Source organism: Streptomyces sp. (assembly GCF_031181705.1).
GTDB lineage: Bacteria > Actinomycetota > Actinomycetes > Streptomycetales > Streptomycetaceae > Streptomyces.
The window spans coordinates 69,833-75,401 of the sequence record NZ_JAPSKN010000009.1 but is presented as its reverse complement, the minus strand read 5'-3'; the positions used below and the strand labels follow the sequence as shown (position 1 = coordinate 75,401).

2 protein-coding genes and 1 pseudogene are annotated in these 5,569 nt (G+C 71.1%); 2 read left to right on the top strand and 1 reads right to left on the bottom strand.

Annotated features, from left to right (window positions below; all coding sequences use genetic code 11):
• Positions 1 to 1,094 (top strand): DivIVA domain-containing protein (locus tag RIN80_RS03865; RefSeq protein ID WP_309094036.1); only part of this gene is annotated, 1,094 nt, incomplete at its 5' end.
• Positions 1,095 to 1,330: 236 nt separating this feature from the next.
• Here RIN80_RS03865 and ileS read toward each other — a convergent pair.
• Entirely contained in the window at positions 1,331 to 4,483 is a 3,153-nt protein-coding gene (ileS, locus tag RIN80_RS03860; RefSeq protein ID WP_309094035.1) for an isoleucine--tRNA ligase, read from the bottom strand.
• 611 nt (positions 4,484 to 5,094) lie between these two features.
• Here ileS and RIN80_RS03855 point away from each other — a divergent pair.
• Positions 5,095 to 5,569 (top strand): annotated as a pseudogene (locus tag RIN80_RS03855) (TraR/DksA family transcriptional regulator); the annotation flags it as partial.

Here is a 5,569-nt window from a genome sequence, read left to right as displayed (position 1 = left end):
GGAACAAGCAGTTCACGACCGTCCGCCTCCGAGAAGGCTATGACGAGGACGAGGTCGATGCCTTCCTCGACGAGGTCGAAGCCGAACTGACCCGCCTGCTCCGCGAGAACGAGGACCTGCGCGCCAAACTGGCCGCGGCCACGCGCGCTGCTGCCCAGAACCAGCAGAACATGCGCAAGCCGCCGGAGCAGGACCAGCAGCAGCAACAGCAGCAGCAGGGCATGCGAGGTCCGGGTGGTCCCGTACCCGCCGGCATATCGGGCCCGCCGCAGCAGCAGATGGGTGGCCCCATGGGTGGTCCGCCCCAGCTGCCGAGCGGTGCCCCGCAGCTGCCCGCCGGTCCCGGTGGTCAGGGTGGTCCCCAGGGTCCTGGTGGTCCCGGTCCGATGGGCCAGGGTCCGGGTCCGATGGGTCAGCCCCCGATGCAGCAGCAGATGGGTGGTCCGATGGGCGGCCCCATGGGCGGTCCGATGGGCGGCCCCGGTCAGGGCCCCGGCGGCGACAGCGCCGCCCGTGTCCTCTCGCTGGCCCAGCAGACCGCCGACCAGGCGATCGCCGAGGCCCGTTCCGAAGCCAACAAGATCGTCGGCGAGGCGCGTTCGCGTGCCGAGGGTCTGGAGCGTGACGCCCGTGCCAAGGCCGACGCCCTGGAGCGGGACGCGCAGGAGAAGCACCGCGTCGCGATGGGCTCCCTGGAGTCCGCCCGCGCCACGCTGGAGCGCAAGGTCGAGGACCTGCGCGGCTTCGAGCGCGAGTACCGCACGCGCCTGAAGTCGTACCTGGAGTCGCAGCTGCGTCAGCTGGAGACGCAGGCCGACGACTCGCTGGCCCCGCCGCGCACTCCGGCGACCGCGTCCCTCCCGCCGTCCCCGGCGCCTTCCATGGCACCGGCCGGCGCGAGCGCCCCGTCCTACGGTGGCAACCAGACGATGGGCGGCCCCCCCTCGCCGTCCGCTCCGTCCTACGGTGGCCAGCAGCAGATGTCGCCGGCGATGACCCAGCCGATGGCGCCGGTGCGTCCGCAGGGTCCGTCGCCGATGGGTCAGGCGCCCTCGCCCATGCGGGGCTTCCTGATCGACGAGGACGACAACTGACGGCCTGATGGCCAGGAGTACGGCGTAGACGTCGGCAGCGTTCAGGGCGAGGCCCCGGGTTCACCCCGGGGCCTCGCCCTTTGCCACGCCCGTTCGTGCCCGCGCAACGGTGTTCGTACGCCCGCGCAACGGTGTTCGTGCGAACGTCTCCGCGGTCGTGCGTACGCAACGCCGAAGGCCCGGTCCCGCCAAGATCTTTGGCGGGACCGGGCCTTCGGGGTGGCCGGCCTGGAGAGTTACGCCTTGCGCAGGCGGAACGTCAGGGTCAGGCCCTCGTCGGTGAACGGCTCGCCGTAGCCGCCGTCCGCCTCGCCCTGGGCGAAGTCCGTGGCGAGGACCTCGTCGGCGATCAGGCCGGCGTGGTCGGTGAGGGCCGCGACCGTCGCCGCGTCCGTCGCCGTCCAGCGCAGGGCGATGCGGTCGGCCACGTCGAGGCCGCTGTTCTTGCGGGCCTCCTGGATCAGGCGGATCGCGTCACGGGCGAGGCCGGCCCGGCGCAGCTCTTCCGTGATCTCCAGGTCCAGGGCGACCGTGGCGCCCGCGTCGGACGCCACCGACCAGCCCTCGCGCGGGGTCTCGGTGATGATGACCTCGTCGGGGGCCAGCGTCACGGTCTCGCCGTCGACCTCCACCGACGCCGTGCCCTCGCGCAGGGCCAGGGACAGGGCGGCCGCGTCCGCGTTGGCGATGGCCTTCGCCACGTCCTGGACGCGCTTGCCGAACCGCTTGCCCAGCGCGCGGAAGTTGGCCTTCGCGGTGGTGTCGACCAGGGAGCCGCCGACCTCGCTCAGCGTCGCCAGGGACTCGACGTTCAGCTCCTCCGTGATCTGCGCGCGCAGTTCGGAGTCCAGCGTCTCGAACCCGGTGGCCGCGATCAGGGCCCGGGAGAGCGGCTGGCGGGTCTTGACGCCCGACTCCGCGCGCGTGGCCCGGCCCAGCTCGACCAGGCGGCGCACCAGCACCATCTGCTTCGACAGCTCCGGGTCGATGGCCGTGAGGTCCGCCTCCGGCCAGGACGACAGGTGGACCGACTCCGGGGCGCCCGGAGTGACCGGGACGATCAGGTCCTGCCAGACCCGCTCGGTGATGAACGGGGTCAGCGGGGCCATGAGCTGCGTCACGGTCCGGACGACCTCGTGCAGCGTCCGCAGCGCGGCCTTGTCGCCCTGCCAGAAGCGGCGGCGGGAGCGGCGCACGTACCAGTTCGACAGGTCGTCGACGAACGCGGACAGCAGCTTGCCGGCGCGCTGGGTGTCGTAGGCGTCGAGGGCCTGGGTGACCTGGTCGGTGAGGGCGTGCAGTTCGGACAGCAGCCAGCGGTCCAGGACCGGGCGGTCGGCCGGGGCCGGGTCGGCCTCCGACGGGGCCCAGCCGGCCGTGCGGGCGTACAGGGCCTGGAAGGCGACCGTGTTCCAGTAGGTCAGGAGCGTCTTGCGGACGACCTCCTGGATCGTGTTGTGCCCCACTCGGCGGGCCGCCCACGGGGAGCCGCCGGCGGCCATGAACCAGCGGACCGCGTCGGCGCCGTGCTGGTCCATGAGCGGGATCGGCTGCAGGATGTTGCCCAGGTGCTTGGACATCTTGCGGCCGTCCTCGGCGAGGATGTGACCGAGGCAGACCACGTTCTCGTAGGACGACTTGTCGAAGACGAGCGTGCCGACCGCCATCAGCGTGTAGAACCAGCCGCGGGTCTGGTCGATGGCCTCGCAGATGAACTGCGCCGGGTAGCGGGCCTCGAACAGTTCCTTGTTCTTGTACGGGTAACCCCACTGCGCGAACGGCATGGAACCCGAGTCGTACCAGGCGTCGATCACCTCGGGCACACGCGTGGCCGTCTTCCCGCAACCGCCCTGCGGGCAGGCGAAGGCGACCTCGTCGATGAACGGGCGGTGCGGGTCCAGGCCCGACTGGTCGGTGCCGGTCAGCTCGGTCAGTTCGGTGAGGGAGCCGACGCAGGTGAGGTGGTCGTCCTCGCAGCGCCAGATGGGCAGCGGGGTGCCCCAGTAGCGGTTGCGGGACAGCGCCCAGTCGATGTTGTTGTTCAGCCAGTCGCCGTACCGGCCGTTCTTGACGGTGTCCGGGAACCAGTTGGTGTTCTCGTTCTCCGCGAGGAGGCGGTCCTTGATCGCCGTGGTGCGGATGTACCAGGACGGCTGCGCGTAGTAGAGCAGCGCGGTGTGGCAGCGCCAGCAGTGCGGGTAGCTGTGCTCGTACGGGATGTGCTTGAAGAGCAGGCCGCGCTCGTCGAGGTCGGCGGTGAGCTTCTCGTCGGCCTTCTTGAAGAAGACGCCGCCGACGAGCGGGACGTCCTCCTCGAACGTGCCGTCCGGGCGGACCGGGTTCACCACCGGCAGGCCGTAGGAGCGGCAGACCTTGAGGTCGTCCTCACCGAAGGCGGGGGACTGGTGCACCAGGCCCGTGCCGTCCTCGGTGGTGACGTACTCGGCGTTGACGACGTAGTGCGCCGGTTCGGGGAACTCGACGAGCTCGAAGGGGCGCTGGTAGGTCCAGCGCTCCATCTCGGCGCCCGTGAAGGTCTGGCCCGTGCTCTCCCAGCCCTCGCCGAGGGCCTTGGCGAGCAGCGGCTCGGCGACGACGAGCTTCTCCGTGCCTTCCGGGCCCTTCGTCGCGACGACGTAGGTGACCTCGGGGTGGGCGGCGACCGCGGTGTTGGACACCAGGGTCCACGGGGTCGTCGTCCAGACCAGGAGCGCGGCCTCGCCGGCGAGCGGGCCGGAGGTGAGCGGGAAGCGGACGTAGACGGACGGGTCGACGACCGTCTCGTAGCCCTGTGCCAGCTCGTGGTCGGACAGGCCCGTGCCGCAGCGGGGGCACCAGGGGGCGACGCGGTGGTCCTGGACCAGCAGGCCCTTGTTGAAGATCTCCTTCAGCGACCACCAGACCGACTCGATGTACTCGGGGTCCATCGTGCGGTACGGGTCCTGCAGGTCCGTCCAGTAGCCCATGCGGGTGGTGAGCTCTTCGAAGGCGTCGGTGTGCCGGGTCACCGACTCGCGGCACTTCGCGTTGAACTCCGCGATGCCGTACGCCTCGATGTCCTGCTTGCCGGAGAAGCCGAGCTCCTTCTCGACGGCGAGCTCCACGGGGAGGCCGTGGCAGTCCCAGCCGGCCTTGCGGGCGACGTGGTAGCCGCGCATGGTGCGGAAGCGCGGGAAGACGTCCTTGAAGACGCGGGCCTCGATGTGGTGGGCGCCGGGCATGCCGTTGGCGGTGGGCGGGCCCTCGTAGAACACCCATTCGGGGCGGCCCTCGGACTGCTCCAGGCTCTTGGCGAAGATCTTCTGCTCGCGCCAGAAGTCGAGCACGGCGTGCTCGAGGGCGGGCAGGTCGACCTGGGCGGGTACCTGGCGATACGTCGGCGATGTCATCAGCGGGCTTCCTCCGGCGGACTTGCTGCCTTCCGTCCGGAGGGACGAGAGCTACGTCTGCCTGCGCCGCCTTCGGCGCGCTCCCGCGGTACCACCCTCCTTGGCCCTCCGGCACGGGGTGTGCGCCGGCGAGCCCCCTCATTGGGGTCGCGATGCCGGGTCTACTGACCGCTGCCTTCGCTGCGGCGTTCTTCCGGCGGCTCCGGGGTGATCTTCACGTCGCGCTCGCCCCCGGGCTTCCACCGTCCCCGGGTCGCTCTGGGCTGCGTACGCCGCTACTCGTCCCCATCCACGCTTTTCGCTCCGCCCAGTGTACGGCGCCGGGCGGACAGCGGCCGACCGCTTTTCGGGGCGGCGGCGGAGCGGGGCCCATCAGCGGCGGCTTATGGGTTTGATGACCCGAATGGAGTGGTATGGGTGTTCGGATCCTGGGACGTCCGGCCCGGCGGATTACCGGACGGGGAGCTGGGCACAACGGATGCAGGTTCGCCGCGCGGCGTGCGCGAGGCGGGCGAATCGGGCGGTGTGCCCCGTTGCCGTGGGACTCGAGTCGATTTATCGTCCCAGCACGATTCGCGAGCAAGATCACAATATGTGAAGGGGCCGCGGCCATGGTGGCGAAGAAGACCGCCGTACAGCAGTCGGCGTCCGGCGGGCCAAGAGGGGCCTCCGGCGGTGCGGCCAAGGACGTGAGCGGGAAGAAGTCCGCGCAGGGGGGCTCGGCGGGGCGGGCGGTGAAGGGGGCGGTGGAGAAGGCGGCCGGGGGGACGAAGGCCGCGGTCGAGAAGACCAAGGCGGCCGTCAGGAACGTCAAGAACGTCACGAAGGAGACGGCCGAGGGGGCGGCGGGCCGGGAGAGGGGAGCCGGGAGAGCGGCGGCGGGGAAGGCGCCGGCCGGGCAGGCGCCGACCAGGCGGACATCGGCCGCTGCGGCTCCGGCCGGCGCGGCTCCGGCCAAGAAGACTCCGGCCAAGAAGGCCGTGGCCAAAAAGGCCGTGGCCAAGAAGGCTCCGGCCAAGAAAGCCGTAGCCAAGAAGGCTCCGGGCAAGAAGGCCGTAGCCGAGAAGGCTCCGGGCAAGAAGGCCG

Bases quoted from the DNA above. Each gene is read 5' to 3' on its own strand.
- ileS (WP_309094035.1), bottom strand. From the start codon at position 4,483: ATGACATCGCCGACGTATCGCCAGGTACCCGCCCAGGTCGACCTGCCC.